The sequence below is a fragment of the Delftia sp. WSY_12 genome (assembly GCF_043104645.1).
In the GTDB taxonomy this organism is placed as follows: Bacteria; Pseudomonadota; Gammaproteobacteria; order Burkholderiales; family Burkholderiaceae_C; genus Comamonas; species Comamonas tsuruhatensis.
The window spans coordinates 291,326-317,941 of sequence record NZ_JBICKW010000024.1 but is presented as its reverse complement, the minus strand read 5'-3'; the positions used below and the strand labels follow the sequence as shown (position 1 = coordinate 317,941).

22 protein-coding genes are annotated in these 26,616 nt (G+C 66.4%); 6 read left to right on the top strand and 16 right to left on the bottom strand.

Annotated elements, in window-relative coordinates:
• The first annotated feature begins 2 nt into the window (after nt 1–2).
• On the top strand, nt 3–2,177 hold the full coding sequence (dinG, locus tag ACF8LI_RS16365; protein ID WP_392413363.1) for an ATP-dependent DNA helicase DinG: 2,175 nt from the start codon (nt 3–5) through the stop codon (nt 2,175–2,177).
• Between the two features lie 1,523 nt (nt 2,178–3,700).
• Here the strand turns inward: dinG and ACF8LI_RS16360 are convergent.
• Both ACF8LI_RS16360 and ACF8LI_RS16355 read right to left on the bottom strand, forming a co-directional pair.
• Nucleotides 3,701–4,333, bottom strand: coding sequence for an acyloxyacyl hydrolase (locus tag ACF8LI_RS16360; protein WP_016452298.1), 633 nt, complete (start codon nt 4,331–4,333; stop codon nt 3,701–3,703).
• 176 nt (nt 4,334–4,509) lie between these two features.
• The gene (locus tag ACF8LI_RS16355) at nt 4,510–5,055 is read right to left on the bottom strand and encodes a Spy/CpxP family protein refolding chaperone (RefSeq protein ID WP_047217526.1); all 546 of its coding nucleotides are present in this window, start codon (nt 5,053–5,055) and stop codon (nt 4,510–4,512) included.
• A 309-nt stretch (nt 5,056–5,364) separates the two neighbouring features.
• On the opposite strand from ACF8LI_RS16355, the gene ACF8LI_RS16350 reads away from it, so the two are divergent.
• Complete coding sequence (locus tag ACF8LI_RS16350) at nt 5,365–6,402, top strand: recombination-associated protein RdgC (protein WP_016447273.1); 1,038 nt, start codon at nt 5,365–5,367, stop codon at nt 6,400–6,402.
• 64 nt (nt 6,403–6,466) lie between these two features.
• On the opposite strand, the gene ACF8LI_RS16345 is transcribed toward ACF8LI_RS16350, so the two are convergent.
• The 8 genes from ACF8LI_RS16345 to ACF8LI_RS16310 all read right to left on the bottom strand — a co-directional run bounded on the left by ACF8LI_RS16345 (nt 6,467) and on the right by ACF8LI_RS16310 (nt 15,415).
• Entirely contained in the window at nt 6,467–7,654 is a 1,188-nt protein-coding gene (locus tag ACF8LI_RS16345) for an acetyl-CoA C-acyltransferase family protein (RefSeq protein WP_047217528.1), read from the bottom strand.
• 99 nt (nt 7,655–7,753) lie between these two features.
• Nucleotides 7,754–8,542 carry an enoyl-CoA hydratase/isomerase family protein gene (locus tag ACF8LI_RS16340; RefSeq protein WP_047217529.1) on the bottom strand — a complete coding sequence of 263 codons (789 nt, stop codon included), beginning with the start codon at nt 8,540–8,542 and terminating at the stop codon, nt 7,754–7,756.
• Nucleotides 8,543–8,549: 7 nt separating this feature from the next.
• Nucleotides 8,550–10,385, bottom strand: a complete 1,836-nt coding sequence (locus ACF8LI_RS16335) for a long-chain fatty acid--CoA ligase (protein ID WP_047217530.1) — start codon at nt 10,383–10,385, stop codon at nt 8,550–8,552.
• A gap of 145 nt (nt 10,386–10,530) precedes the next feature.
• Nucleotides 10,531–11,349, bottom strand: a complete 819-nt coding sequence (locus tag ACF8LI_RS16330) for an ABC transporter ATP-binding protein (protein WP_016447277.1) — start codon at nt 11,347–11,349, stop codon at nt 10,531–10,533.
• Between the two features lie 25 nt (nt 11,350–11,374).
• Entirely contained in the window at nt 11,375–12,556 is a 1,182-nt protein-coding gene (locus ACF8LI_RS16325) for an ABC transporter substrate-binding protein (protein ID WP_016447278.1), read from the bottom strand.
• Nucleotides 12,557–12,592: 36 nt separating this feature from the next.
• The gene (locus ACF8LI_RS16320; RefSeq protein WP_046239407.1) at nt 12,593–13,630 is read right to left on the bottom strand and encodes a branched-chain amino acid ABC transporter permease; all 1,038 of its coding nucleotides are present in this window, start codon (nt 13,628–13,630) and stop codon (nt 12,593–12,595) included.
• A 22-nt stretch (nt 13,631–13,652) separates the two neighbouring features.
• Entirely contained in the window at nt 13,653–14,534 is an 882-nt protein-coding gene (locus ACF8LI_RS16315) for a branched-chain amino acid ABC transporter permease (protein ID WP_017406956.1), read from the bottom strand.
• Nucleotides 14,531–15,415, bottom strand: coding sequence for an ABC transporter ATP-binding protein (locus ACF8LI_RS16310; RefSeq protein ID WP_392413359.1), 885 nt, complete (start codon nt 15,413–15,415; stop codon nt 14,531–14,533). The genes ACF8LI_RS16315 and ACF8LI_RS16310 overlap by 4 nt, the downstream gene beginning before the upstream one ends.
• A 130-nt stretch (nt 15,416–15,545) precedes the next feature.
• Here ACF8LI_RS16310 and ACF8LI_RS16305 point away from each other — a divergent pair, with 130 nt between their 5' ends.
• On the top strand, nt 15,546–16,289 hold the full coding sequence (locus ACF8LI_RS16305; protein WP_392413357.1) for a TetR/AcrR family transcriptional regulator: 744 nt from the start codon (nt 15,546–15,548) through the stop codon (nt 16,287–16,289).
• Nucleotides 16,290–16,489: 200 nt separating this feature from the next.
• On the opposite strand, the gene ACF8LI_RS16300 is transcribed toward ACF8LI_RS16305, so the two are convergent.
• The 3 genes from ACF8LI_RS16300 to ACF8LI_RS16290 form a co-directional block, all read right to left on the bottom strand.
• The gene (locus ACF8LI_RS16300; RefSeq protein ID WP_392413355.1) at nt 16,490–17,968 is read right to left on the bottom strand and encodes an ATP-binding protein; all 1,479 of its coding nucleotides are present in this window, start codon (nt 17,966–17,968) and stop codon (nt 16,490–16,492) included.
• Between the two features lie 160 nt (nt 17,969–18,128).
• Complete coding sequence (gene cueR, locus ACF8LI_RS16295; protein WP_392413353.1) at nt 18,129–18,566, bottom strand: Cu(I)-responsive transcriptional regulator; 438 nt, start codon at nt 18,564–18,566, stop codon at nt 18,129–18,131.
• A gap of 21 nt (nt 18,567–18,587) precedes the next feature.
• A complete protein-coding gene (locus tag ACF8LI_RS16290) occupies nt 18,588–18,782 on the bottom strand; it encodes a heavy-metal-associated domain-containing protein (protein WP_392413351.1) in 195 nt (64 codons plus the stop codon).
• Nucleotides 18,783–19,082: 300 nt separating this feature from the next.
• Between ACF8LI_RS16290 and ACF8LI_RS16285 the strand changes: the two genes are divergently transcribed.
• A complete protein-coding gene (locus ACF8LI_RS16285) occupies nt 19,083–20,786 on the top strand; it encodes a methyl-accepting chemotaxis protein (protein WP_016447285.1) in 1,704 nt (567 codons plus the stop codon).
• Nucleotides 20,787–20,891: 105 nt separating this feature from the next.
• Here the strand turns inward: ACF8LI_RS16285 and ACF8LI_RS16280 are convergent, their stop codons facing one another.
• The 3 genes from ACF8LI_RS16280 to ACF8LI_RS16270 form a co-directional block, all read right to left on the bottom strand.
• Nucleotides 20,892–22,010, bottom strand: a complete 1,119-nt coding sequence (locus tag ACF8LI_RS16280; protein WP_392413349.1) for an alkene reductase — start codon at nt 22,008–22,010, stop codon at nt 20,892–20,894.
• A 287-nt stretch (nt 22,011–22,297) separates the two neighbouring features.
• Nucleotides 22,298–22,906: a glutathione transferase GstA gene (gstA, locus tag ACF8LI_RS16275; protein WP_013799958.1), complete on the bottom strand. Its 609-nt coding sequence runs from the start codon at nt 22,904–22,906 to the stop codon at nt 22,298–22,300.
• A 95-nt stretch (nt 22,907–23,001) separates the two neighbouring features.
• Nucleotides 23,002–23,589: an NADPH-dependent FMN reductase gene (locus tag ACF8LI_RS16270; protein WP_016447287.1), complete on the bottom strand. Its 588-nt coding sequence runs from the start codon at nt 23,587–23,589 to the stop codon at nt 23,002–23,004.
• Nucleotides 23,590–23,891: 302 nt separating this feature from the next.
• Between ACF8LI_RS16270 and mnmG the strand changes: the two genes are divergently transcribed.
• Entirely contained in the window at nt 23,892–25,871 is a 1,980-nt protein-coding gene (gene mnmG, locus ACF8LI_RS16265) for a tRNA uridine-5-carboxymethylaminomethyl(34) synthesis enzyme MnmG (protein WP_392413346.1), read from the top strand.
• Nucleotides 25,868–26,530, top strand: coding sequence for a 16S rRNA (guanine(527)-N(7))-methyltransferase RsmG (rsmG, locus tag ACF8LI_RS16260; protein WP_016447289.1), 663 nt, complete (start codon nt 25,868–25,870; stop codon nt 26,528–26,530). The genes mnmG and rsmG overlap by 4 nt, the downstream gene beginning before the upstream one ends.
• Nucleotides 26,531–26,616: the final 86 nt, after the last annotated feature.

Sequence of the window (26,616 nt, the reverse complement as noted above, 5' to 3'; positions counted from 1 at the left end):
AAATGCATGAAAAAAAATGGGCTGACCAAGCCCTGAAATCCTTCGATGACGTGGTCGGAGCCATCCCGGGGTTCCGAAATCGTGAGGGGCAGCGAAAAATGGCAGCCCAGGTCGCGCAGACCTTGAGCCAGGCCCAGCTGGGAAAAATCGATGAGGGCGCGCCGGAGCCCACCCGGTCCATTGCCGTGGTGCAGGCCGGAACGGGGGTGGGCAAATCGCTGGCGTACAGCATTCCCGCCATTTCGATGGCGCTGGCGCGCGGCACCCGGGTGCTGATTTCCACGGCCACCGTGGCGCTGCAGGAACAGCTGGTGAACAAGGATCTGCCCGCGCTGGCCCAGCAGCTGGAGCAGCCTTTCAAGTTCGCGCTGGCCAAGGGCCGGGGCCGCTTTGTCTGCAAACTGAAGCTGGAGCGGCTGGCCAGCACCGGCGAGGCCCAGGACGAGGATCTGGACGATCTGTTCGCCGAAGAAAAGGCGCAGGCCCAAAGCCGCGTGGCACGCCCGGCCCAGGAGCTGGAGGCGCGCATGCAGTTCTACAAAAGCATGGCCAACGCACTGGCGTCCCAGGCCTGGGACGGCGACCGCGACTCTCTGGAGACCCCGCCCGAGGCCGAGGCCTGGAGCCCCGTGGCGGCCGAATCCTCGTCCTGCACCGGCAAGCACTGCCCGGCCTTCAGCAACTGCGTCTATTACGAGCGCCGCAAGGACCTGGTGGCCGCCCAGGTCATCGTGGCCAACCACGATCTGCTGCTGTCCTCCCTGGGCGCGCGGCTGCTGCCCGAGCTGGACAACTGCCTGCTGGTGCTGGACGAAGCCCACCATCTGCCCGCCACGGCGCTGGGCCAATTCGCCGGCGAGATGGACCTGAGCCGCCTGGGCTGGATAGACAAGCTGACCAGCCGCGCCCTGCGCGTGAACACCCTGGTCGAAGTGGAGGAACTGGCCGACCTGCCCAGCCATGCCAGCCAGTTGCGCCAGCAGCTGCAGGAACTGGCGCGCCTGGTGATGGAGCTGTACGGCGATACGCTCAAGTCACAAAAGGACAGCTGGGGGCCGGCGCGGGTGCGCGCACCGCGCGGCATGCTGCCCGAGCCCCTGCTGGAGCCTCTGGGCAAGGCCGCCCACCATGCCAACAGCTTTCTGGATGCGCTGCGTGCCATCTCCAAGGCACTGCGCGCCGCCATCAAGGACAATCCAGAGGAAGCACGCAGGCTGTCTACAGCTTATGCACAGGTTGGCGCACTGGCTCCCCGCCTGGAATCCGTCTATGACACGGCCCAGCTGCTGATGCAGCAGCCGGCGCAGGATGACGACAGTAGCCGCGTGCCCAATGCCAAATGGTTCACGTTGGAGACAGATGGCGAGTACATCGTGGTCAAGGCCCATGCCAGCCCCATCCTGCCCGGCGCCACGCTGCGCCATCACCTGTGGTCCCAGGTGCGCGGCGCGGTGCTCACGTCGGCCACCCTGACCAGCTGTGGACAATTCGACTTCTTCCTGCGCGAGGCCGGCCTGCACGACGATGCGGCCGTGACCACGCTGGAAGTGCCCAGCCCCTTCGACTACGCGCGACAGGGCACGCTGGTGGCGCGCGAAACCGTGGCCGATCCGAAGGAAGCCGCCCGCTTCACCCAGGAGATGGTGGACGCGCTGCTGGGCGACCTGTCCCGTGTGCAGGCCGGCGCCCTGGTGCTGTTCACCTCGCGCGAGCAGATGCGCCTGGCGGTGGATGCGCTGTCCACGGCCATGCGCTCGCAGGTGCTGGTGCAGACGGCCATGCCCCGCGCCCTGCTGCTGGCACGCCACCGCGATGCCGTGGAGATGGGCGAGCCCTCCATCATCTTCGGCATGCAGTCCTTCGGGGAGGGACTGGACCTGCCCGGCGCACTGTGCGAGTCCCTGTTCATCACCAAGCTGCCCTTTGCCCCGCCCGACGACCCCGTGGGCGAGGCCCGCGCCGAATGGCTGCGCAGCAGCGGCCGCAACCCCTTCAACGAACTCGTGGTGCCGGCCACGGCGATACGGCTGGCCCAGTGGGTGGGCCGCGCCATCCGCACCGAGGAAGACCAGGCCCATGTCTACTGCTATGACCGGCGCCTGGTGAACACCAGCTATGGCCAGCAGCTGCTCAAGGGCCTGCCGCCCTTTGCCCTGCAGCGCCGCCCGGCACGCTGAGACGAAAGCTGTGGAAAGAACGGGGAAACCAGCCCCTCTCCGTTTCCTCCACCTTCCCCCACCCACACAAGCCCTTGATTTCAGGCAATTTTCCTGAAAACCATCCTCCCGATTGCCCACAGGCCATTTGCACACAGCCTGTGGGCAACTTCACTCCACGGGATCCGTTCATGCATGCGGCGCCCGGCAACAGGTTCAAAGGACCTGCGCGACCTCGCAGGCCACACCTGCCGACCACCCCCGGAGATCACGGCCCACAGGCCATCAGGCGGCCCCAGGAAGCGCTTTGGCGCCCCTGCAGGGGTCCTGGCATCTGCCTGGTGTTTGCGCTGTCTGCGGGCCGTTGGAGAGACGGCCTGATTCCCATCCTTTCTACCTGCAGTGCTGCAGCCATCACTTTTCGTGATTGCCCTTGCCAGTGCTGGATCAACTGCTCCTGATTCGGATGCACAGGCCGCTTGCAGGGCCCAGATCAAGGATTGAATTTTTTTGAATGAGCAACGGCGGCCTCTGGCGTGTCCGCATGTGCCCGTGCGAGAGACGCCGTTTCCTCGAAGTTTTCCCTGGTTGTTCACAGCCTGGCGTGAAAAAGGCCGTCGTTCACCTGCATGCCAACCGGGTGACGGGTGAAGTCTTGTCTTCATGAGCAAGGCCATCGCCCAGGAGCCTTGCGGATTTTTTGCAGGCAGGCGCGCCAATTTCGCTGGAGCGCAGTCCTTCTTTGCACATGCCTGGCTCCAGCCAAGCTCACGCGTCTGTTTTTTTGGCAAACCTGGCTGCCTTGGCTTCCCGGCGTGACTTCGCCTTTGGTTGTTCTTTGATCTTCTTATAAAGAATAGTCGTAGTAGTAGAGGCATGATATCTCTGTGGATAACAGCCATTACCTTAAAAAAAACAAGGATCTAGCGTACTGAAAAACATGTGGTCAACGCCCTGTTCCCGGTGTCTTGCCAACGGGGATAGATTGCATGTCACGGATTTTTCTGTGGATAACTTGAAAGTTGATCATCTTCTATCCACAGTTTTGCATGACAGGCTTTTTTTGTGATGTTTTCTCGTAAGTTATTGATTTAAAAGAAATTTAAGCGTTTATCAGTCAGAAGACAGACCTGTGATGCATGGATGAACACAGGGTCTGACCATGCTGTGATCTGTTGACAAGCAGCTTTTCCTGGGCAAGGGGGCTGCTTTTTTTATCCAGATCGGCGTTCGTGCTGTGAAAAACCGAGCTCGGCTGTTATTCCTATTTCTTCTATTTTTTAATTAGTAGTAGTAGTAAGTGAAGCGCTTAATTGTTGATAACTGATTTTTCACATGGAAAATCAATAAGTTATGATTATGCAAACCCTGTGGTGGATGCTGCCTTGCAGCTGCACCCGTTTTGGGAACAACTTTCCGCGATGCATCCATCCTGTGAATAAGCATGGATTTACAAGGTTTTTATACCCAGGTTTTTCCACAGGCCTGCAGCGGGCAAAAAAAAGACCACCTCGCGGGTGGTCGGGGCTGGGCTGCAGCGATGGTCAGAAATGGTGGGCGTAGCGCAGCTGCAGGAAGTTTTCGCCGGGGTTGGGCTTCTTGATGCCAGCGTTGGAATGGTGCTCCAGCCTCAGCACCAGTTCATGCTGGCCTTGGTTGCCAAACAGGTAGCCCACGCCGATATGGGTGGCGAAGTTGTAGCGGGTCGGGAATTCCTTCTCGTCCGTGACGTAGCGCCGGTTCAGTGCCCAGCTCAGACCCACGCCGGTTTCTGCAAACCAGGGCGACTGTCCGTTGCTGCCACGCCAGCGCAGCGTGGGATTGATGCCCACCACCCAGGTGCTGCGGTGGCTGCCTTCCAGGGGGGCGGACCATCGCGCGCCCCAGATATCCCAGTAGCCGCTGAGCTGGCCGCCCCACAGCGCATGGCGCCAGTTGCGCCAGGGCACGGTAACGCCCAGGGTCCAGCTGTCGGCGCTGCGCTCGGCCGCGCCATATTGCAGGTACAGGGAAGGGGTGGATTCCGGCGCCAAGGATTGCGCCTGGGTCGCCATCGGCAGGACAGCGCCTGCGCAGGCCAGCATCACGGTCGCTACCAGGCGTGCTGGCGGATGGATGCGTGCCTTGGCGAGGCGCTGGTAGCTGGATGGCGTCGTTTGAATGATTTTGAGGGCCATGATCTTCTCCGGGGGCGGCACACGTTGCTGTGCCTGTAACACTCTAGGGAGGCTGGTGAAGACCAGGGCGTCAGCAAAAAAGCCCTTGCACTGTCGGTCGCCCGACAAGGCGTCCGTGCAAGGGCTGGCTCAAGCAATCCGGCTGCCCGCCGGTGGCAGGCAGGCCAGGCTGGCGCTTACTGGGCAGGTGCCGGGGCAGGGCGGGCCTGGCCGCTCTTGTGGTCATAGCGCGGGCCGTGGCCCATGCCGTGGTGGCCAGGGTGTCCCTTGTGCAGCGTGGCGGCATCGAAGGTCTTTTGCTGGTTGGCGTCCAGCTGGGCGTAGAAGGCCTTGGTGGCTTCGCCGCGGCGATCGGCATCGGCCGCGCGCTGGGCGCGCATTTCACGCATCTTGTCGATGCGCTGGGGCGTGGTCAGCTTGGCGAAGTCCTCGCGCTCCATGCGCTGGGGACGCTCGCCGGGCTTGAAGGTGGCCGCATAGGTGTTCCATGCGGTCTCCTGGGCCGGCGTGAGCTTGAGGTCGGCCTTGAGCTTTGCGATGCGCTGCTGCATGTGCTCGCGGCGCTCGCCGGGCTTGTGCATTGGACGTTCGGGCTTGGGCGTGGTGGCTGCAGCCGGTGCTGCCGGCGCGGCGGTCTGGGCGTACGAGGGCAGGGCGAACGATGCCAGCAAGGCGGTGGCAGCTGCGGCGCTGGCGAGGGTGCGGCGGAAGGTGGTGGTCATTCCAAAATCCTTTCTGGAGAGGGTGACTGAAGGCCGCCGTCAAGGCACTTGGCGGGCCCTGTGCAGCGGATGGTTGAAGTGTGGTCGTCCGATGTATCGGGGCCGTGAGGTTTTGCGCAGGGCTTGTAAAGAATTGACAAGCTTGTGCAGCGCTGTCCGGTGCCAGGCATGCACAATGGCCGGGCGGGGCGCCAAGGCATGGCGCCCCTGCTGTTTTTTCTGTTTTCTCCCTCTGGATGGAGGCGGCGCAGCCCGGTGTTGCACACCCTCTTGCGGCACGGCCGCAGTCCGTCCGAGCAAAGGTTCGCTATGTTCAAAAACATGATCGTCTATCGCATTGCCGAGAGCTGGCAGGGCGATTTGCAGCAGCTTGAAGAAGCCCTGGGCAAGAGCCCGTTTGCCGAGTGCGGCGCCACGCAGGAGCGCAGCGCCGGCTGGGTGCCGCCGCGCGGCGAGCCCCATGGCCCGCTGGCCGAGTCCGTGGCCAATCAGTGGGTGATGCGCTTCATGACCGAGGCCAAGATGTTGCCGGCCAGCGTGCTCAACCGCCGCGTCAACGAGAAGGCCGCCCACATCGAGGCCACCGAAGGCCGCAAGCCCGGCAAGAAGGAAAAGAAGGAACTCAAGGACGAGGCCAAGCTGGACCTGCTGCCCATGGCCTTCACCAAGCAGGGCTCCATGTGGGTCTGGCTGGACCCGCAGGCCCGCACCCTGGTGCTGGACACCGGCAGCCAGGCGCGCGCCGACGAGGTGGTCAGCTCGCTGGTGGAGGGCCTCACAGGCTTTGCGCTGGCCCTGGTCGATACGCAGACCAGCGCACAGGCCGCCATGGCGCACTGGCTGACCACGCAGGAAAGCCCGGCCGGCTTTTCGATTGACCGTGAATGCGAACTCAAGGCCGCCGACGAATCCAAGGCCGTGGTGCGCTATGCGCGCCATCCGCTGGACATCGACGAGGTGCGCCAGCACATCGAGCACGGCAAGCTGCCCACGCGCCTGGCGCTGACCTGGGATGACCGCGTGAGCTTTGTACTGACCGAGGGTCTGCAGATCCGCAAGATCGCGCTGCTCGATGCCGTGATGGAAGGCCAGTCGCAGGACGACGGCGGCTTCGATGCCGACGTGGCGATTGCCACGGGCGAGCTGTCCAGGCTCATCCCCGATCTGATCGAGGCGTTGGGCGGGGAAGGGCGCACGGGCCTGGGCCAGGATCTTCCCGCATCGCTGCAGACGCCTGCTGCCCACGCTCCCGCGACGGCACCGCGCGCAGCGGCATCGGGCCGTGGAGCGCTGACGGGGCCGGCCACGGCACCCGTGGACACGGCGCCTGAAGAAGCGCCGTTCTGAGCCAGCAGCAAGGCACCCGGGCCGGCAATGTTTCATGTGAAACATCGCCACGCCCCCAGGGCGCTCAGACCCTTTCGAAGATGGCTGCGATGCCCTGGCCGCCGCCTATGCACATGGTCACCAGCGCATAGCGGCCGCCCGTGCGCTGCAGTTCGGCGATGGCCTTGGTGGTGATGATGGCGCCCGTGGCGCCGACCGGGTGGCCCAGCGAGATGCCCGAGCCGTTGGGATTGACCTTGGCCGGGTCCAGCGCCAGTTGCTGGATCACGGCGCAGGCCTGGGCCGCAAAGGCCTCGTTGGCCTCGATGACGTCCATGTCTGCAATCTTCAGGCCCGTGCGCTGCAGCACCTTCTGCGTAGCCGGCACGGGGCCTATGCCCATGTAGGCGGGGTCCACGCCGGCATGGGCGTAGCCCACCAGGCGCGCCAGCGGCTTCAGTCCCAGGGCAGCCACGCGATCGCCTGCGGCCAGTGCCACGGCGGCGGCACCGTCGTTGATGCCCGAGGCATTGCCGGCCGTCACGGTGCCGCCTTCCTTGCGGAAGGCCGGCTTCATGGCGCTGAGCACTTCGATGGTGGTGGCCGCGCGCACATGCTCGTCGGTGTCGAAGACCACGACGCCCTTGCGCGTGGCGATTTCCACGGGAACGATCTGCTCCTTGAAGTGGCCGGCCGCGATGGCAGCGGCCGCGCGCTGGTGGCTGGCCGCTGCCAGTTCATCCTGCATTTCGCGGCTGATGTGGTAGCGCTCGGCCACGTTCTCGGCCGTGATGCCCATGTGCATCTTCTGCCAGGGATCGTGCAGGATGCCCAGCATGTAGTCGATGCTCTTGGCGTCGCCCATGCGCGCGCCCCAGCGCGCGGCCTGGTCGAAGTAGGGGCCGCGGCTCATGGACTCGCTGCCGCCGCCGATGGCCACGTCGCAATCGCCCAGCGCAATGGCCTGGGCGGCAGAGACGATGGCCTGCAGGCCGGAGCCGCACAGCCGGTTGACGTTGAAGGCCGGCGTCTCGATGGGGCAGCCCGCATCGATGGCGGCCACGCGCGAGAGGTAGGCGTCCTTGGTATCGGTGGGGATCACATTGCCCATGACCACGTGGCCGACGGCGTCGGGCGCCAGGCCCGCGCGCTCGATGGCGGCCTTGACGGCCGTGGTGGCCAGCTGGGTGTTGGGTACGTCCTTGAGGCTGCCGCCGAAGGTGCCGATGGCGGTGCGCGCAGTGCCGACGACGAAGACGTCGCGTGGGGTCATGGTGAAGCTCCTCGAAGCGATGAACACGGGGGATGGAGTGCATTGTGCCGGGCAGGCGGCAGGCAGCGCAGCCGCCTCGGCGTCAGTTCCGGGCGCAGGTCAACGTCCCTCGAATTGCGGCGCCTGCCTGGCGTGGAACGCCGCAATGCCGCGCGGCAGGTCGGCCGTGCGGGCACAGGCGTCGAAGGCGCAGGCCTCGGCGGCCAGCTGGTCGCGCAGGCTGCGGTCCAGACCGGCGCGCATGAGGCGGCGCATATGGCCCAGCGCCACCGTGGGGCCGGCGGCCAGGCGCTGGGCCAGCTGCTGCACGGCGGCGTCGAGTTCGGCGGGCGGCAGGACGCGGTTGATGAGGCTCAGGCGCTGCGCTTGGGCGCAGTCCAGGGTCTCGCCCAGCATGGCGATCTCCAGCGCGTTGCGCAGGCCCACGATGCGCGGCAGCGCCCAGGAGGCGCCCACGTCGCAGCTGGCGCCCAGGTTGATGTAGGCCAGGTTGAAGCGCGTGCCCTCGGCCGCGTAGACGAAGTCGGCCTGCAGCATCAGCGACAGGCCTGCGCCTGCCGCCGCGCCATGCACCTTGGCGATGACGGGCGCATCGAGCTGGCCCAGCAGCGCCACGGCCTCGTTGAGCGGGCCCAGCAGTTCGGCGGCGCCGCGCACGGGGTCGGCGGCCAGCGTGTCCAGGTCACCGCCCGCCATGAAGGCGCGGCCCGCGCCTTCCAGCACCACGCAGCGCAGCGCGCGGTCCTGGGCCAGGGCGCGCACGGCGTCGCGCAGCGCCAGTGCCATGGGCACGTCGATGGCATTGAGGGCGGCGGGGCGGTGGAAGGTCAGCGTGGCGATGGCGCCTTCGCGCTGCAGCCGCAGCGGGGTGTCTTGCGTATCGGTCATGGGAGGCTCAGTGGTACAGGGCGTCGATTTCGGCGGCGTAGGTCTTGTAGATGGAAGAACGGCGCACCTTCATCGTGGCCGTGACTTCGCCGTCGTCGTGGTCCAGCTCCTTGGTCAGCAGATGGAAGCGCCGCACATGCGAGACCTGGGCCAGGCGCGCATTGCCCTGCGCGATCTCGGCCTCGATGAGCGCGCGCACCTCGGGCATCTCGGCCAGGGAGCGGAAATGCGTGAAGGCAATGCGCCGCGCCTGGGCCCATTGGCCCACGGTCTCGTAGTCGATCTGAACCAGCGCGCCCACGAACTTGCGGCCCTCGGCCACGACGATGCACTCCTTGATGAAGGGGCTGGCCTTCATGGTGTTCTCGATCTCCGAGGGCGTGAGGTTCTTGCCGCCGGCGGTGATCATGATGTCCTTGAGGCGGTCCACGATGCGCAGCTGGCCGCCCTGCACGCGCACCACGTCGCCCGTGTGCAGCCAGCCGTCCTGGATGCTTTGCGCCGTGGCCTCGGGGTTCTTGTAGTAGCCCGCGAAGACCATGTCGCCCTTGATCTGCAGTTCGCCGCTGTCGTCACCCTCGTGGCCCGCGCTGCTGCCGAGGCTGGCAATGCGCCACTGCACGCCTTCGGTGGCCACGCCCACGGTGCCCACAGACACGTCGTCCAGCCGGTGGCCCGTGACCATGCCCGTGGATTCGGTCAGGCCGTAGACCTCGATCAGCGGCACGCCCAGCGTGCGGAAAAAGCGCACCACGTCGGGCGGTATGGGCGCGGCGCCGGTGAGCGCCACGCGCGCCTCGCGCAGGCCGATGAAGTTCTGCAGCGCGCGCAGCACGCTCCAGTAGCTGGCCGCCCAGGCCAGGCGCTCGGCCAGGCTCCACTGCCTGCGGGGCTTTTCGGCCAGCGGCGCGCAGGCCGCCATGGCGCGCCGGTAGAGCGCGCGGCGCAGCGGCCCGGTCTCCTGCATCTTGATGCTGATGGCCGCATGCAGCTTTTCCCAGATGCGCGGCACGCCCAGGAACATGTTCGGCGCCACTTCGCGCAGGTCTTCCTGCACCGTGCGGATGGACTCGCCGAAGTGCACCTGCGAGCCCAGGTAGACGGGCACGAAGCTGGTCAGCATCTGCTCGGCCACGTGGCACAGCGGCAGGTAGGACAGGTGGCGCGTGCCGCCATCCAGCCCCAGCCGCTCGGCAATGCCGGGCACCACGCCGCGGATGTTGCGGTAGGTGATCATGGCGCCCTTGGGCTTGCCGGTGGAGCCCGAGGTGTAGATCATCAGCCCCACGTCATCCAGCGTCTGGCGTGCCAGCGCCTGTTCGATGGGGGCGCGGCTGGCGGCCTGGGCGCCCAGGCGCTCGACCTCGTCGAAGGTGGTGATCAGGGCGCGCAGCTCGGGCGCAAGGCTGCGCAGGCCCTTGGTCTCCATGACGATGATTTTCTGCAGCTGCGGCAGCTCGGGCAGGGCGGCCAGCAGCTTGTCGGTCTGCTCCTGGTCCTCGCACACCATGATGGCGATGTCCGCGTGTCCGGCCACGTAGGCGACCTCGGGCGTGGGACTGGTGGGGTAGACGCCCACGGTGATGGCGCCGATCAGGCCCGCGCCCATCTGGGCCAGCACCCACTCGATGCGGTTCTCGGAGATCACGCCCATGTGGCCGCCTGGCGGCAGGCCCAGCTGCGCCAGGCCCAGCCCGAAGTGGCTGGCACGCTCGTGGTAGCGCGCCCAGCTGGTGGGCTTCCAGATGCCGAAGTCTTTTTGCCGTATGGCCACGCGCTGGGCATCGCTGCGTGCGCGTTCGGCCAGCATCTGGGGCAGGGTGAGTTCGGGAAGGTTCTTCATATCAATGACCCATCGCGCTGCCTGTGACACTGGCGTGCCCCCACACGGGAGCACCGAGGAAGGGCCGCCCCGCACCGAGGGTGCTGTCCCCCTCCCTCGCGAAGCGGGAGAGAGGGGGAAGGCGCGAAGCGACTCAGGGGGTGCTTCATGACAACCAGCGCTTGCGGCGCTTGTAGTGCTTCAGGTCGCGAAAACTTTTTGCCTCGCCGCCACCACCCATGCCCAGGTAGAACTCGCGCACGTCGGCATCCTGGGCCAGGCGTTCGGCCGGGCCGTCGATGACGATCTTGCCGTTCTCCATGATGTAGCCGCTGTGCGCCACGGCCAGGGCCACGGTGGCGTTCTGCTCGACCAGCAGCATGGAGGTGCCGCGCTCGGCATTGATGCGCGCGATGATGGTGAAGATGTCCTCCACCAGCTTGGGCGCCAGGCCCAGCGAGGGCTCGTCCAGCAGCATGAGCTGGGGCTCGGCGATCAGCGCGCGGCCAATGGCCAGCATCTGCTGCTCGCCGCCCGACAGGTAGCCGGCCAGGCCTTTGCGTCGCTCATGCAGGCGCGGGAAGTAGCTGTAGACCAGGTCGAAGTCGGGCTTGACTTGATGGCGGCCCGTGAGCGCGTAGGTTGCGGCCACGAGGTTTTCCTCCACCGTGAGGTCCTCGAACACGCGCCGGCCCTCCATCACATGCGACAGCCCCAGGCGCACCAGCTGCTGGGGCGCGTACTGCGCGGTGGACTGGCCGTTGTAGCGCACGCTGCCGCTGGCCAGCAGGCCGTCCTCCAGCGCCAGCAGTCCGGAGACGGCCTTGAGCGTGGTGCTCTTGCCCGCGCCGTTGCTGCCCAGCAGCGCCACGATCTGGCCGCGCGGCACGGCCAGCGACAGGCCGCGCAGGGCCTGCACGACCTTGTTGTAGATGACCTCGATGTTGTTGATTTCGAGGACCTTGTCCGTGGGCTGCTCGGTCATGTGCGGGCGTCTGTTCGGACGACGGTCAAAGTGCGATCCAGTCGGACGCAGGCAGCATCTTCTGCGCCTTCATGTCCGCCTTGTAGACGCGGCCCACGGGAATCGAATTGCCCTTGATGGTGATGGGCACGCCGATCAGTCCGCCCGTGTCGAAGTCCTTGATGGAGTTGAGCGCTGCCTTGAGGTTGGGGCCGGTGAGCGGCTTGCCCGCGTCCAGGCAGCGCCTGGCCGATTCCACGAACAGCATGGCCGCCAGAAAGCCCTGGATATAGGCCGTGCTCTGGTACTCGGGGCGCAGCGCGCGGATCTTGTCCAGCATGGGCGCCTTGGCCGAGGTGTCGTAGTAGTAGCGGTAGGGCATGACGCCCATGAAGCCGTCGCCGGCCTCGCCCATCTTCATGACGGTGGAGCTGTCCATGGTCCAGAAGGTGCCCATCCATCGGCTGGTCATGCCCATCTGCTTGCCCTGCTGGATGAACTCGGGAATGGGCGCGAGGATGTAGCCGTGGAAGATGGTGTAGTCGGGCGCGGCGCGGCGCAGCTTGATGACTTCGGTGGACACGTCCACGCTGCCGGGCGGCGTCATCAGCTTGGCCACCATGTTCAGGCCCAGCTTCTTGGCGGCCGCTTCGCTGGCCTCGATGGGGTCGCGGCCGAATTCGGAGTCGGAGTAGACGAAGGCCACCTTGGCGCCTGGTTTTTCCTTGGCGATGTGCTTGAGCAGGATGCCGAACATCTCCGTGTAGTCGGGCCCCACGAGGAACTGGTTCGGGTACTTGGCCGGGTTGTTGAGCTCGGTGGCGAAGGAGGCGCCCGCCATGAGGATGGCGCCGTTGCGGTCCAGCTCCGGATTGATGGTCTTGGAAAAGCCCGTGGAGTCGCCGTAGTAGAGGTTGACCTTGTTCTGGCTGGTGATCTTCTTGAACGCGGCCACCGAGACATCGACCTTGTAGCCCGTGTCCTCGGGCACGTAGCGGACCTTGCGGCCCTTGATGCCGCCGGCCTCGTTGACGATCTTCACGTAGTCGCCCATGCCGGCATTGATGCCCACGCCCGCGAAGGCGAACACGCCCGTCATGGGGATGGAGCCGCCGATCACGATGTCTTCGCCGCCAGCCTGGGCGCGGGCGGCCAGCGGCGCGGCCAGGCTGGCGCCGGCCGCCAGCAGCAGGCTGCGGCGGCGCGAGGAAGTCGGGTGTTGCTGCATGCTTGTCTCCTTTTGCTTGTCGTGCGCGGCGCCGCCTCAATTGCGGAAGGGCCACAGGTGGAAGAAGCGGCGCAGGCGCCGCCACATTTGTGCGAGCCCCTGCGGCTCGAAGACCAGAAAGACGATGATCAGCAGCCCGAACACCATGGTGCGCACGGGCGACAGGAAGACGGTGAGCTCGGAGCCGCCGGGCAGCAGGTCCACGATGAGCTTGAGCAGCTCCGGCACCATGGTCATGAAGACCGCGCCCAGGATGGAGCCCAGGATGGAGCCCATGCCGCCGACGATGATGGCCGCCAGAAAGAAGATGGACATCAAGAGCGGAAAGCTCTCGGGCGTGACCACGCGGAAGAAGTACGCCCACAGCCCGCCCGCCACGCCCGCGTAGAACGAGGACAGCCCGAACGACAGCAGCTTGTAGCGCAGCAGCGGTATGCCCAGCACCTCGGCCGAGATGTCGCGGTCGCGGATGGCGATGAAGGCGCGGCCTGTGCGCGTGCGAAACAGGTTGGCCGCGCCCAGCAGCATCAGCAGCGTGACCGGCACGATCACCCAGTACAGCCGGAACGACGTATCCAGCGCCACGCCGAACACCGTGGCCGGCTGCAGCGTCAGGCCGGCCGTGCCGCCCGTGAGCCTGAGGTTGGCGAACAGGAAGTGCGCGATGAACGAGGCCGCGATGGTGGCAATCGCCAGGTACAGGCCCTTGACGCGCAGCGAGGGCAGGCCCACCACGATGCCGCCCAGCATGGCCACGAAGCCGCCCGCCAGCAGGTTGAACAGCACGGGCGTGCCCCAGCGCGCCTGCACGATGGCCACCGTATAGGCGCCCAGGCCCATGAAGGCGGCCTGGCCCAGGCTCACCAGGCCCGTGTAGCCCGTGAGGATGTTCAGCCCCGTGGCGCTGGCCACGTTGATGCTGACCAGGCAGGCCAGGTACAGCCAGTAGTCGCTGGCCATGAAGGGGAACAGCACCAGCAGCGCGCCGGCCACGGCCAGCCAGATGCGTTGCGTGCGGGAGTCGAACAGCGCCGCATCGGCGATGTAGCTTTCCTTGAGGGTGCCTATGCGCATGCTGCCGTCTTTCTGAAGCTGTCTAGAGTCGCTCGATCTCGTGTGTGCCGAACAGGCCGTAGGGCCTGAGCATCAGCACCACGACCAGCACGATGAAGGTGGCCAGCAGCTTGTATTCGCCGCCCAGGTAGGCGCCGGCCAGCGCCTCCACCAGGCCGATGAACAGGCCGCCGACCAGGGCGCCCAGCACGCTGTCCAGCCCGCCCACGATGACGACCACCAGCACCGACAGGCCGAACACGCCCATGCTCGACGAGATGCCGCCGATGGAGCCGACGATGATTCCCGACACGGCGGCGATCATGGCCGACACCGCCCACGCCAGCGAGAACACGCGCGGCACATTGATGCCCACCGAATAGGCCGCTGCCTGGTCGCTGGCCGTCGCACGCAGGGCCACGCCGCCGCGCCAGTAGCGGAACACCAGCAGCACGGCCGCGATGAAGACCACGGCCACGGCTGCGCCCCAGGCCACCTTGGGCGCGAGAAAGGCCTCGCCGATCATCACGGGCTGCGTGGGCATGAACTCGGGCAGGCGGCGCTGGTCGGCCGTCCAGATCAGCTCCACCAGGCCCACCAGCACCGAGGCCAGGCCCACGGTGACCATGAACACCGAGATCGGCGGCTCGCCCAGCAGCGGCCGGATCATCGTGCGCTCGATCAGCGCGCCCAGCAGCCCCGTGCCCAGCACGGCGGCGGGAATGGCCAGCCACAGCGGCAGCGCGAACATGGCCGCGAAGGTGAAGAACAGGTAGGCGCCCACCATCAGCAGCTCGCCGATGGCGATGTTGACCACGCGCGTGGCCTTGTAGACCACCACGAAGGCCAGCGCGGCCAGCGCATACAGGCCGCCGCCGGCCAGGCCCGTGAGGGCGATCTCGAACAGGTAGGCCCAGTCCATCATGCGGCCCTCTGTGCCATGGCGGGCAGGTGCTCGGTGGACGCTGGCCGTTCGGCTGCGCCGCGCAGCCGCTGGCGCAGCTCGCCCACGTCGCCCGCGCCCAGGTAGGCCCGGTTCACCTCGGGATCGGCCTGCACAAGGGCGGGCGTGCCCTGGGCGATGACCTGGCCGAAGTTGAGCACCACCACATGGTCGGACAGGTCCATGACCATGCCCATGTCGTGCTCCACCATGAGCACGGTCACGCCCCATTCGGCGCGCACGTCCAGGATGAAGCGCGCCATGTCCTCGGTCTCCTCGCGGTTCATGCCGGCCACGGGCTCGTCCAGCATCAGGATGCGCGGCTGCATGGCCAGGGCGCGCGCCATCTCCACGCGCTTTTGCAGCCCGTACGACAGGGCGGCCACGGGCGCATGACGGATGTGGTCTATCTCCAGGAAATCGATGATGCGCTCCTCGATGTCGCGGCGCAGCTCGGCCTCTTCGCGGCGAGCGCGGCCCAGATAGAGCAGGGCATCGAACACGTTGGTGCGCAGGTGGGCGTGGCGGCCCAGCTTGATGTTGTCCAGAACCGTCATGCCCCGGAACAGAGCAATGTTCTGGAAGCTGCGCCCCAGGCCCAGCCGCGCGCGGCGCGGCGCCGGCACGCGCGTGATGTCCTCGCCCTGGAAGCGGATGGAGCCGCCCGTGGGCCGGTAAAAGCCCGAGATGGTGTTGAACAGCGACGTCTTGCCCGCGCCGTTGGGACCGATCACGGCCGTGATCGAGCCGGGCTGCACATCGAAGCCCACGCCCGACAGCGCCTTCACTCCGCCAAAGGCGAGCGTGATGCCATCGACCTGCAGCAAGGGGGCGGGCCGGCCGCCGTCGGGGTGTGTCTCCATGGCTGTCTCGTGCGTTGGTTCGTCGAGCCGGGCAGGAGCCTACTGGTGCGTAGACTGCTTACTTTGGAGTAGATTCTGGTTGTCGCCCACCGCATGCAGCATCGGTGATTTCCCCGGTGCACCCGCCGCCATGAAGCCATCGAGCCCTGAAACCAAGACCCGACCCAGCCCCGGAACCCGCGCCCGCAAAGGCCGTGCGGCGCCCGCCGTGGACTCGCCCTGGAGCGGCACGCCCGACCGCGAGCAGCAGCGCGAGGCCAAGCGCCAGGCCGTGCTGCAGGCCGCCGCGCAGCTGTTCAACGAGCGCGGCTTCTCCGCCACCTCGCTGGACGACATCGCCGCGCGGCTGGGCGTGAGCAAGCCCACGCTGTACTACTACGTCAAGAACAAGGACGAGATCCTGCTGCAGTGCGTGAACCAGGGCCTGGCCATGACGCTGGAAGGCATCGAGGCCTCGCGCCGCGCAGGTGGCCAGGCCGTGGACCAGCTGCGCGCCTGCATGCAGGTCTATGCGCGCATCGTCACCATGGACTTCGGCATGTGCCTGATCCGTGTCGGCGACGAACAGGTCCCCCCCGACAGCCGCCGCGAACTGCGCCGCCAGAAGGCCGCCATAGACCAGGCCTTCCGGCGCCTGGTGGCCGCTGGCGTGCAGGAGGGCTCCCTGGCCCCCTGCGACCCCAAGATGACGGCCTTCGTGATTGCTGGCGCGCTCAGCTGGATAGGCCGCTGGTACCAGCCCGGCGGCCAGTACTCGGCCGATGAAGTGGCGCAGCAGTGCATTGATACCTTGATGGGGGGGGTGTTGCGCAGGGCGGAGCCTGCTCGGCGCGCGGCCTCCGCAAAGCGCGCGGCAAACCCTTCCAAGGATTGAGCCGAAGCCGCACATGCCCGCAGAGCTTTGGTTCTATAGAGGTGTTTCCAAGAGCCTAAAAGAGCCTCCGGCAATTTTGGGGCGCTTTATAAGTCGTTGTGGGGAAACAGTTTTTCGCACTCTCTAAAAGAGGCTAAAGAACTTGGCATCTTTTGGACTCATAGACCGGTCTTGATGCCACGGCCCAAACGCTGCAGATATCAATCCGACAAATGCCATCGTGCCCAACGGCGCGCACCCATCAGCTGGAGGCGCCCCTCATTGCGCAGCTCTTTCAGCAGATCCTGAACGGCACTCATTGGCAAGGACGGCAGCACCTGCCGCAGTTCGGCCAGCGCAGCACCATGCTCTCTGTGCTTTGTGAGGTGTTTGAGCAGCAGCGCCTTGTTGGTCTCTCTGTCCAGGCCGCGTTGCCGGGTATGCGTTCCTTTGGCGCCCAAAGACGCATACAAGGCCTCGGACAGGATGTAGCGCGTCCCTTTGCCCCGACCTATGGATTCCACCGCTCCCGCCGCCAGCAGGCCTGCAAGGCGTTCCCTCAAAGGGGCAGACAGCGGCTTTTCCTGTTGCAGGCATTCCAGCGCGAGGTAGTCCAATGTCGAGAAGCTGCTCAGCTTCTCTTCGCCGAGGTGCTCCATGAAGCGTACGAAGGCCGGGTTGCGCACTCCGCCTTCCAGGGTCAGCCGTACTTCGTGGGCGGATGTTCCTGCAAGGCTGGGCAGGGGCTTGCCTTGTCGCACCGCGCTTTCCACCATGAGATTCAGGCCTTGACCAGAGCGCTCGATCAAGCCGCAGCGGGCGAGGGCTTCGGCGAGTCTGCGATTGCGCGGATTCTGTTGGTCAATGATGTTCTCGGGCGTGATTCCGGGCGGCAGCCCTCCCGGGCTGATCACCTCCAGCCGCTTGGAAAATTGCCTGACGAAAATCGAACCACCCAGGCGATAGTCCCTATGGGCAACCGCATTCAGGAGCGCTTCCCGGACCGGAACCTCGGCAAATGTCGGCAGGTCCATGCGGAAAAAGTCGTCCTGGTAGCTTTGGCGGTCATTGCGCAAGTTGATCTTTTTCCAGAGCGCGTCCTGCCACGCAAAAAAGCCCTCTCGAAACTCTTCGCGATCGGCAGCCGGTCCTGCCGCTTCGGACGACCGGTATTCAAAGACCAGCTCCGCCTGGGCCAACCATCTTGTCAGAGCCGCTCTTTTGCCGAACAGGATGAGCGCGGCATAGCTCACCTGATTGCCTTCTACGAGCAACTCTGCATCCCGCAGGGTCTGTTCGTCGCTCAGTTCGCGTCTGCGAGGGGTATTGCCTTTGCGAGCCCAGCGCTCCCGGAACAATGCAATGGATGACGGCTCCAGATCCTCCAGCGTGGCCCCTTGGCATGGCTGTGCCGAGAAGTCGGGGCCGGTTTCATCGAAGATGGCCCGCAGTTCTTGCGCGCTCATTGCCGCCAGATCATCGCCGGCCCGTTTGAGAAAGCTGCCGTCGATCTGCCATGCCGTGCCCGGCAGCCGGGAGGGCACACGCACAACCAGCACACGGCCTTGCGGCAGGCGCAGTTCCTCAACAGGGATACGGTGGCCCAGTCTCTGGTGCAATCCGGCCTCGGTGCGGCCCGGGTCTTCGAACGCCTGCGTACCTACGATGAGGCGAGGTCGTTTGTCGGTCACGCCCAGCACGATGGCGCCGCCGCCTTCGTTGGCCAGGGCTACGCAGTACTTGAGCAGTTTTCAAAGTCATAGCGCTGCTTGGCTTCCTTGAACTCAAGCCGCTGACCTTCAGGCTCAAGCAACCATTGGTGAAGCTGGGTGGGCGTGGTAAGCATGCCCACAGCTTAAATTAAGCGCCACTTCCCACTGTGTCGGGCGCCGCCAGATCATCCAAGATCGGGCAGTCCGGCCGGTCGTCGCCGTGGCAGCAGTGCACAAGTGTCTTGAGCGTGCGCTGCATGGCCTGCATGGCGGCGATGCGCTCGGTCAGTGCGTCGATGTGGCGCTGGGCGATGTCCTTGACCTGGCTGCTGGCACGGCTCTTGTCCTGCCACAGGCCCAGCAAGGTGGCGATCTCGTCCATGGAGAAACCGAGGTCGCGGGCGCGGCGGATGAAGCGCAGGGCGTGCACGTCGGCCTCGGCGTACTGGCGGTAGCCGCCGTCCGTGCGGTGCATGGGCGGCAGCAGGCCCTGGGCTTCGTAGTGGCGCACCATGCGCGCCGAGACACCGGCGCGGCGCGCGGCCTCGCCGATGGAGACGGGCCAGTGCTGTGCTTGGGCGGACATGGTGCGTGTCACTCCGGGGACTCAGGCGACCTTGTAGCCTTCTTCGGCGATGGCCCCGCCCAGCGCCTCGCGGCTGGCGCTGCTGTCGACTTCCACGCGCTGGGCGGCGCGATCGATTTTTACCTGGGCCTGGTCATCCACGCCCTGCACGGCCTGGGTGACGGCGCGTTCGCAGTGGCCGCAGGTCATGCCCTGCACGGTGAAAACATGTTGCATTTCTAGCTCCTGGTTGGGGCGCGCCGAAGTGGCGCAAGCCATGGACGGCATGTTGAACCCTGACACCATGGCAAGGTCAAGCGCCTGGCTGGGCAAGGGTTGATTTGGCCCAACTCGATGTGAGTCGGCCGGCTCAATGATCCGCTGCAATGGCCGATAGATCGAAAAGAGCCGTGAATATGCAAAAACCGTCATAGACCATTGGCGATCATCTGACAAACTGCAACAATTTGTATTTACGTTGGCGCTATGCATTTGGAGACCGTGCGTGCGCCCTGACTGACAGAGAGGAAAACGGTCATGAACTTGTTGGGAATGATGCGGGCTTTCACGATCCGCACGCGGATGCTGGGTGCCATCGCCATGGTGCTGGTGCTGCTGGGTCTGCTGGGCGGAGCCGGGATGCTGGGCATGTTCCGCATCCATGGCATGAGTCAGCAGTTCATGCATACCTCGTACGCCAAGATGGGCTACATGGTGGAGTTGCGCGCCGAGCTGGGCGCGGTGCGCGCCCATGAAAAGGACATGATCATCCAGTACGAGCGTGCCGACGAGGTGCGCAAGGCCCACGGGCAGTGGCTGGCGGCCATCGAGCGCGTCAAGGCCGTGGCGGGGCGTTTTCTGAAGGACGAGGACCCTGCCGACGATGCCATCGTCAGCGGCATCTCCGATCGTGTGGACCGTTACCGCCAGCAGTTCGAGCACATTGCGCGCCAGCTGGAGGCCGGTGGCTACGACACGGCCACCACGGCCAACCGCATGAGCGGCAAGGCCATGGCCGAGGTGGCCGAGGTCGAGAAGCTCATCGCCCAGCTCGACCAGCTGCTGCGCCAGCAGGTCGATGCCATGGCCGCCGAGGAGCAGGGCGTGGCCGAGCAGACGCAGTGGATCTTCGTCGCCGCCGTGGTGCTCACGGTGCTGGTGGTGGTGCCGCTGACGCTGATGAACATGCTGTCCATCTGCCGCCCCCTGGTGCAGGCGCGCCAGACGGCGCTGACCATCGCCCAGGGCGACCTGTCGCAGAGCGTGAAGGTGGAGGGCAAGGACGAGGTGGCCGACCTGCAGCGCGCGCTGGACCAGATGCAGCAGAGCCTGGGCTCCATGGTGACCCAGGTGCGCGACGCCAGCGGCAACATCGCCACGGCCAGCCAGGAGATCGCCACGGGCAACCAGGACCTGTCCTCGCGCACAGAGCAGACGGCCAGCAATGTGCAGGAGACCGTGGCCTCGCTGTCCCAGCTCACGGCCACGGTGCAGCAGACGGCATCGTCCTCGCAGCTGGCCAACCAGCTGGCGGCCTCTGCCTCGACCACGGCCACGCGCGGTGGCGACGTGGTGGCCCAGGCCGTGGTGAGCATGCAGGAGATCACGACCTCCAGCCGCAAGATCGGCGACATCATCGGCCTGATCGACTCCATCGCCTTCCAGACCAACATCCTGGCGCTGAACGCCGCCGTGGAAGCGGCGCGCGCCGGCGAGCAGGGCCGCGGCTTTGCCGTGGTGGCGGCCGAGGTGCGATCCCTGGCCCAGCGCTCGGCCCAGGCGGCCAGCGAGATCAAGGCGCTGATCCAGACCAGCGTGCAGGCCGTGGACGTGGGCGTGCGCCAGGTCGAGGACGCGGGCAAGACCATGAAGGAGATCGTGGACAGCGTGCAGCGCGTGGGCGACATCATTGGCGAGATCACGGCGGCTTCCAGCGAGCAGTCGGGCGGCATCGGCCAGGTCAACCAGGCCGTGGGCGACATCGACCGCATGACGCAGCAGAACGCAGCCCTGGTCGAGGAATCGGCCGCCGCTGCCGAGTCGCTGCGCGAGCAGGCCGCGCGCCTGGCGCAGGTGGTGGGCCAGTTCCGCATTGCCGGTGCGGCCGTGGCATCCATGGGCTCGCATGCTTCCTACGGCCGTCCCTCCCAGGGCCAGCCCAGCCTGGCACCGGCCGCAGGCCGCGCCTCGCTGGCCTCTGGTCGGGACACGCGCGAGACCCAGCTGCTGGAACACGCCTGAGATAGCGGCCGCAGGGACAGGGGCCCGGCCCCTGTTCCACGTGAATCGTCTGGATAAAAAAAGCGGAGTGCGATGCACTCCGCTTTTTGTTTGTGCGGCCGCCAATCAGGCCTGGCGCGCGAACGGGTAGTCGATATAGCCCTCTGCGCCGCCGCCGTAGAACAGGCTGGAGTTCCAGGGGTTCAGCGGCAGGTCGTCGTGCAGGCGGTGGACCAGGTCGGGATTGGAGATGAAGGCCTTGCCGAAGGCCACGATATCGGCGTGGCCGTTTTCCACGGCGCGCAGCGCCATGTCGCGGTCATAGCCGTTGTTGACCATCCAGGCGCCCTGGCCACCGGCCTGGCGGTAGGCGGATTTGAGGGCCGCGTAGTCGAAGGGCCGGTCCGGCAATTCACGCGGGCCGCCGGTGGAGCCTTCGATGATGTGGATGTAGGCCAGGCCCAGCGGCGCCAGCTGGCGCACCACGTATTCGAACAGCGGCTGGGGATCGGCATCGGCGATGTCGTTGGCCGGCGTCACGGGCGACAGGCGGATGCCCACGCGGCCGCCGCCCACGGCATCGGCGGCGGCGCGCGTGCATTCGAGCAGCAGGCGGGCGCGGTTCTCGATGCTGCCGCCGTAGTCGTCATCGCGCTGGTTGGCACCGGTCTTGAGGAACTGGTCCAGCAGGTAGCCGTTGGCGCCGTGCAGCTCCACGCCGTCGAAACCGGCCGTCTCCACGGCATTGCGCGCGGCCACGGCGAAGCTGTGGACGATGGCGGGAAGCTCCTGCTGGGCGAGCGCGCGCGGCGCGGAGGTGGGCACGAACTGGCCCTTGCCCGAGTCCTCGTCGATCACATAGGTCTTGGATCTGGCCGCCACCGGGGACGGTCCCACGGGCGCCTGGCCTTCGGGCTGCAGCGAGGTGTGCGAGACCCGGCCCACATGCCACAGCTGGGTGACGATGCGCCCGCCCTCCTTGTGCACGGCGTCGGTCACGCGCCTCCAGCCGTCGAGCTGCTCGCTGCCGTACAGGCCCGGCACATGGGCATAGCCCTGGCCCTGGTGGCTGATGGCCGTGCCTTCGCTGATCAGCAGGCCGGCGCTGGCGCGCTGGGCGTAGTAGGTGACCATGATGTCGTTGGGCAGGGCCTGGGGTGCGCGGTTGCGCGTCAGCGGCGCCATGGCGATGCGGTTGGGCAGGCGCAGTTCGCCAGCCTGTATGGGATCGAACAGAGAGGTCATGCAACGGGGCTTTCTGTGCGTGAAGCAAAAGCGCCACCTGTGCGGGCGGCGCGGCGTACGGCACAGATTACGCCCATGGAATCAATCGTGCAGGCCAGGGATTTGCGCGCTGTCGTGCAGGCGACGCCCGCATGCCGCATGGCCCGGCAAATGCGCGCGGCACCCGCCGAGGTGCAGCCGCGCATCCGCAGGCGCCAGGCCTGCGCCGCAGGCACCAAAGACAAAGGGCCGGCCGGTTCCACGCCAGCCGGACCCGTCAGGCCTTGAGCGCAGCAGCGCGGCGCTGCTTACTTGAGCAGGCCTTCGGCCTTCATCGCGGCCTGCACGGCAGGGCGGGCCAGCACGCGCTCGCGGTAGGCCAGGAGGTTGGTCAGCTCGGAGATGTCCACGCCCACGAACTGGGCCCAGCCCGTCACGGTGAACAGGTAGGCGTCGGCCACGGTGAACTGCTCGCCCATCAGGTAGTCGCGGCCATTGAGCTCGCCGTCCACCCACTTGAGGCGGTCCAGCACGCGCTGGCGCACCACGGGCTTGTAGTCGTCGGGCGTGGCGGGGTTGAACAGGGGACCGAAGCCCTTGTGCAGCTCGGTGCCGATGAAGTTCAGCCACTCCTGCAGGTGGTAGCGGGCCATGGTGCCGTTGGCCGGGGCCAGCTTCTTCTCGGGGACCAGATCGGCCAGGTACTGGACGATGGCCGGGCCTTCATGCAGCGTGTCGCCGTCGTCGAGCACGAGGAAGGGAACATAGCCCAGCGGGTTGATGCCGTAGTAGTCCGTGCCGTCCTGCAGCTTGTGCGTCTTGGTGCTGGCCAGGACCGGCTCGTAGGCCAGGCCTGCCTCGTGCAGGACGATGTGGGGAGACAGAGAGCAGGCGCCAGGGCTGTAGTAGAGCTTCATGGTGGATGGCTTCCGATCAGGGTAAGAAAGACAAGCGCCCATGCTAACCCCATGTGGCGGGGCTGCGCATGATGGGACCGCGCTGGCGCCAGGGTTCAGGCCGACAGGCGCTGTGCAGCCCAGAGCACCTGTTCCAGCACGGCCTTCATGCCCTGCTGGTCCTGGGGCCGCTGCAGGCGGCCGGCGTCGTCAAAGGCCTGGCCTGCCTGGCCCACGGCATGGCTCACGGGGGCCAGCCAGCACTGCAGGTTCAGCAGCAGCGGCGCCAGGTGCGACTGGGCGCGCAGGCCGCCCAGGCCGCCGGGCGAGGCGCTGGCCATGCCCACGACCTTGCCGCGAAAGGGCAGGGTGCCATCGGACCAGACCGGATCACCGGCCACGGGGCTGGAAGCCCAGTCGATGGCGTTCTTGAGCAGGGCAGGGTAGCTGCCGTTGTACTCGGGCGAGCAGATCAGCCAGGCCGGGTGGCTGTGCAGCGCGGCCTTGAAGCGCAGCACGTCGGGCGGCGTGCCGCTGGCCTCCAGGTCGGCGTTGTACATGGGGATGTCGAAATCCGACAGCTCCAGCAGCGTGGGCTGGGCGCCCAGTTCGCGCGCCATGTCGGCGGCGGCGGCGGCCAGGCGCCGGTTGTGCGATTGTTGGCGGGTACTGCCCGCGAAGATGAGGATCTGCATGGCCGCCATTGCATCACAGGCCCTGCACATGTTTCTTGCAAGCGGGCCGCGTTGCGGGCGGCGGCGCGCAGCATCCTGTGGAGAATGCCGTCGCCCGCCGCACTGTTTCACGTGGAACACCGGCACAGTGCCGGCCCGGTGGCAGGGCCGGCCGACCCCTTGCAAGGCACTGGTGCGGCAAAGGTGGGAAAATCGCGGGTTCCCCGCTGGGTTCCCCTCGCTACATGAACGAGGGCCACCTGCCATGAGCGCCGGAGCGTGAGTGCTCCGTGTCGGGGGCTTGGGCCGGGCAGGCCCCCGGAGTGATAAGCATGTTGTACCCACAGGAATTTGATGTGATCGTGGTCGGTGGCGGCCACGCCGGCACCGAGGCCGCGCTGGCCGCTGCGCGCATGGGCTGCAGGACGCTGCTGCTGAGCCACAACATCGAGACCCTGGGCCAGATGAGCTGCAATCCCAGCATCGGCGGGATCGGCAAGGGCCATCTGGTCAAGGAAGTGGATGCGCTGGGCGGCGCCATGGCGCTGGCCACCGATATCGGCGGCATACAGTTCCGCATCCTCAACAGCTCCAAGGGCCCGGCCGTGCGTGCCACGCGCGCCCAGGCCGACCGCATTCTCTACAAGGCCGCCATCCGCGACATGCTGGAGAACCAGCCCAACCTGTGGCTGTTCCAGCAGGCGGTGGACGACCTCATGGTCGAGGGCGACCGCGTGGTGGGCGCCGTCACCCAAGTGGGCGTGCGCTTTCGCAGCCGCACCGTGGTGCTCACGGCGGGCACCTTCCTGGACGGCAAGATCCACGTGGGCCTGAACAACTACGCGGCAGGCCGCGCGGGCGACCCGCCGGCCGTCAGCCTGTCGTCGCGGCTCAAGGAACTGCAGCTGCCCCAGGGCCGCCTGAAGACCGGCACGCCGCCGCGCCTGGATGGCCGCAGCATCGATTTCTCGCAGTGCGAGGAGCAGCCCGGCGACGGCATGCCCGGCGGTGTCAACGAAGGCGTGCTGCCCGTGTTCAGCTTCATCGGCAATGCGGCCATGCACCCGCGCCAGATGCCCTGCTGGATCACCCACACCAACGAGCGCACGCACGACATCATCCGCAGCGGCTTTGACCGCAGCCCCATGTTCACGGGCAAGATCGAGGGCGTGGGCCCGCGCTACTGCCCCAGCGTCGAGGACAAGATCAACCGCTTTGCCGACAAGGAAAGCCACCAGATCTTCCTGGAGCCCGAAGGCCTGACCACCAACGAGTTCTATCCCAACGGCATCTCCACCAGCCTGCCCTTCGACATCCAGTACGAACTGGTGCGCAGCATGAAGGGGCTGGAGAACGCGCATATCCTGCGCCCCGGCTACGCCATCGAGTACGACTACTTCGATCCGCGCTCGCTCAAGAGCAGCTTCGAGACGCGCCAGATCCAGGGCCTGTTCTTCGCGGGCCAGATCAACGGCACGACCGGCTACGAGGAAGCGGCGGCCCAGGGCCTGTTCGCCGGCCTCAACGCCGCGCTGCAGTGCCGCGGCCAGGAAGCCTGGCTGCCGCGCCGCGACGAGGCCTACCTGGGCGTGCTGGTCGATGACCTGATCACCAAGGGCGTGACCGAGCCCTACCGCATGTTCACCAGCCGCGCCGAGTTCCGTCTGCAGCTGCGCGAGGACAACGCCGACATGCGCCTGACCGAGGCCGGCCGCGCCATGGGCCTGGTGGACGATGCGCGCTGGGATGCCTTCAGCCGCAAGCGCGATGCTGTTTCACGTGAAACAGAGCGCCTGAAGTCCACCTGGGTCAATCCGCGCATCGTCGCGCCCGAGGAATCGGAGCGGGTGCTGGGCAAGTCCATCGAGCGTGAATACAACCTGTTCGACCTGCTGCGCCGCCCCGATGTGGGCTACGGCAAGCTGATGAGCCTGAACGAGGGCCGCTATGCCTCGGCCGATGTGCAGCCCGAGGTGCTGGGCGATCTCAGCGCCTCCGTCGTCGAGCAGGTGGAGATCGCGGCCAAGTATGCAGGCTACATCGACCGCCAGAAGGACGAGGTGCAGCGCGCCGCCCACTTCCAGAACCTGCGCCTGCCGGCCGAGCTGGACTATATGCAGGTGCCGGCCCTGTCCTTCGAGGTGCGCCAGTCGCTGCAAAAGCACAGGCCCGAGACGCTGGGCCAGGCATCGCGCATGTCGGGCGTGACGCCAGCGGCGATCTCCCTGCTCATGGTGCACCTGAAGAAGGGGGGCTTCCGCGGCTTTGCCCCTGATGTGACAGACGCGAAGGGCGAGGAGGCATCCGCATGAGCCAGGAACTGCGCGCTCCTCTCGAGGCCGGCCTGCGGGCGCTGGGCCTGGAGCTTTCCCCTGCCCAGGTCGATACGCTGATGGAATTCCAGGCCCTGCTGGGCAAGTGGAACAAGGTCTACAACCTCACGGCAGTGCGTGATCCGCAGGAAATGCTGACCCACCACCTGCTCGACAGCCTGGCCGCCGTGCCGCCACTGCAGCGCCATCTGGCCCAGATGCCTGCGCGCGCAGGGCGCACCGCCATGCTGGACGTGGGATCGGGCGGCGGCCTGCCCGGCGTGGTCTTTGCCGTCTGCTGCCCGCAGATCGACGTGCACTGCGTGGACACGGTGGGCAAGAAGGCGGCCTTCATCCAGCAGGCGGCGGCCACTCTGCGCCTGCCCAACCTGCGCGGCATCCACAGCCGCGTGGAGCAGCTGACCACGCGCTATCCGCTGATCAGCTGCCGTGCCTTTGCCTCGCTGGCGGACTTCACCAGCTGGTCGCGCCAGTCGCTGGAGGAGGGCGGCACATGGCTGGCCATGAAGGGCAAGCACCCCGACGAGGAAATCGCCGCGCTGCCTGCCGACGTGCAGGTGTTTCACGTGGAACCATTGAAGGTGCCGGGCCTGGATGCCGAGCGCTGCATCCTCTGGCTGCGCACTGCTGCAGCCTGATTTTTTTACCGAATAGCACACTGCCGCGTTGCGGCGGGGCCATGTTCCCCATGCGCTGGCCATGGCCCTCGCATAAACTCCCAGCT